Here is a 1,935-nt window from a genome sequence, read left to right on the forward strand (position 1 = left end):
ATACTTTTTAACAATTCTTGATAATGGTTCAACATTCGAATGATCGTAGTCTTATCAAACAAAGCTGTACAATACGCTATATTTAATATAATACCCGAATTACTTTCTGACACATTCAGTGTAAGATCAAATTGAGAAGTAACTGTATGAAAATCATATTCAGAAAGGGTAATCCCTTCCAGTTGCATCTTTTTTTCGTTTGATCCTGTAGAAGCATTTTGTAATACAAACATTACCTGAAATAATGGACTCATACTTATATCCCTTGTGCTAACAACAGTGTTTACTACTTTTTCAAAAGGTACCAACTGATGATCATAACCTTCTAAAGTTGTCTTCTTCACTCTTTCTAGTACTCCTCGAAAACTTAAATCATTACTCAAATTAGTTCGTAATGCTAATGTATTTACAAAGAAACCAATCATACCTTCTAACTCTGATTGCGTACGATTTGCGATTGGGGTACCTACACAAATATCATTCTGACCACTATAACGAGATAACAGAATCTTAAAAGCAGATAATAACACCATAAAAAGAGTTACTCCTTCTTGTTGGCATAAAGACTTTAATGAATTACTTACTATTTCATTTAATCTTAAAGAAACAGTTGATCCTTCTGCACTCTGTATGGAAGGGCGCACATAATCTATTGGTAGAGATAATGTACTAACATCTGTTAATTTTTCTTTCCAGTACAATAATTGTTTCTCTAAAAAATTCCCTTGTAAATATTTTCGTTGCCAAATTGCATAATCCGAATATTGTAAGTCTAAGTTCGGGAGATTAGCTTCTCTCCCCGAATTCAAGGCACGATACAACTCTGTGAACTCATTAATCAAAATACTTCCTGACCAACCATCACTGGCTATATGATGAAAAACACAAGCCAATACATAATTATCATTCCCTAAATCATATAACCGAGAGCGTAATTTATAATCTTTAGACAAATCGAATATTTCTTTAAAATATTCCTGAAGACTATCTTTTAACCCTTCTTCAAATATCATTTTTTGATCTAACGACCAACCTTCTTCGCTGACAATCTCCTGATAACCTACACCATTTTCTGAAAGAAGATTTGTACGTAATACCTCATGACGAGAAACAATACACTTCAAAGATTTATCTAATAAAGCTATATCTAGTGATCCCTGTAAACGTACTATAATTGGAATATGATACGCTTGAGTTCCTTCTAACTGATCTAAAAACCATAAACGTTCCTGACTAAAGGATAATGGTATACGTAAAGGATACTCCGAACTACAAGGAGTAATTTTTTCCAATAGTTCTTTTGTTATACTTTTTCTATTATATTTTTCTAAATATTCATTTGTGTTATTTTCTTTCTGATACTTCTCTAAGTACTGAATAATCAAATCCTTATTACTTTTTATTTCTAAAAGTAATTCTTTATCTATCTCCCCATTTGATTTAATACTTAACGAATCATTCTTTAATATTAACTTTATTCCTTTTTTCTTTAATCTTTGAAAAAAACTTAAAAATTCCATATATTATTTACAGTTATATATCTATATTCATATTATATTGATCTGTAGAATCACTAAAATTAATTACCTTATAGTGTATATAAGATGATAACTGTTCTACCGAAGTGAATTCAAAAATATCTCCAATTTCTATCTCTATTTCTAACTTCTTACGAATGATTGACACCAATCGGGTTGCTAATAAACTATGTCCTCCCAATTCAAAGAAATTATCATAAATGCCTACTCGATCTACTCCTAATAACTCTTGCCAGATTTCTACTAACTGTAATTCTATCTCGTTACGAGGTGCTACATATTCCTTAGTCGATAACTCCGTAGGATCTGGTAAGGACTTCCTGTCCAACTTACCATTGGATGTTAATGGCATTGCATCCAACTCCACCCAGATTCCAGGAACCATATAATCTGGTAA

General features: G+C 31.3%; 2 protein-coding genes. Both read right to left on the reverse strand.

Going from position 1 to position 1,935, the window contains the following annotated elements:
• Positions 1-1,520 (reverse strand): condensation domain-containing protein (locus tag H527_RS0118635; RefSeq protein WP_027414048.1); only part of this gene is annotated, 1,520 nt, incomplete at its 3' end.
• Between the two features lie 13 nt (positions 1,521-1,533).
• The coding region (locus tag H527_RS0118640) for a phosphopantetheine-binding protein (RefSeq protein WP_027414049.1) at positions 1,534-1,935 on the reverse strand (402 nt) is incomplete at its 5' end.

The sequence above is a fragment of the Aquimarina muelleri DSM 19832 genome (genome assembly GCF_000430665.1).
Taxonomy (GTDB): domain Bacteria; phylum Bacteroidota; class Bacteroidia; order Flavobacteriales; family Flavobacteriaceae; genus Aquimarina; species Aquimarina muelleri.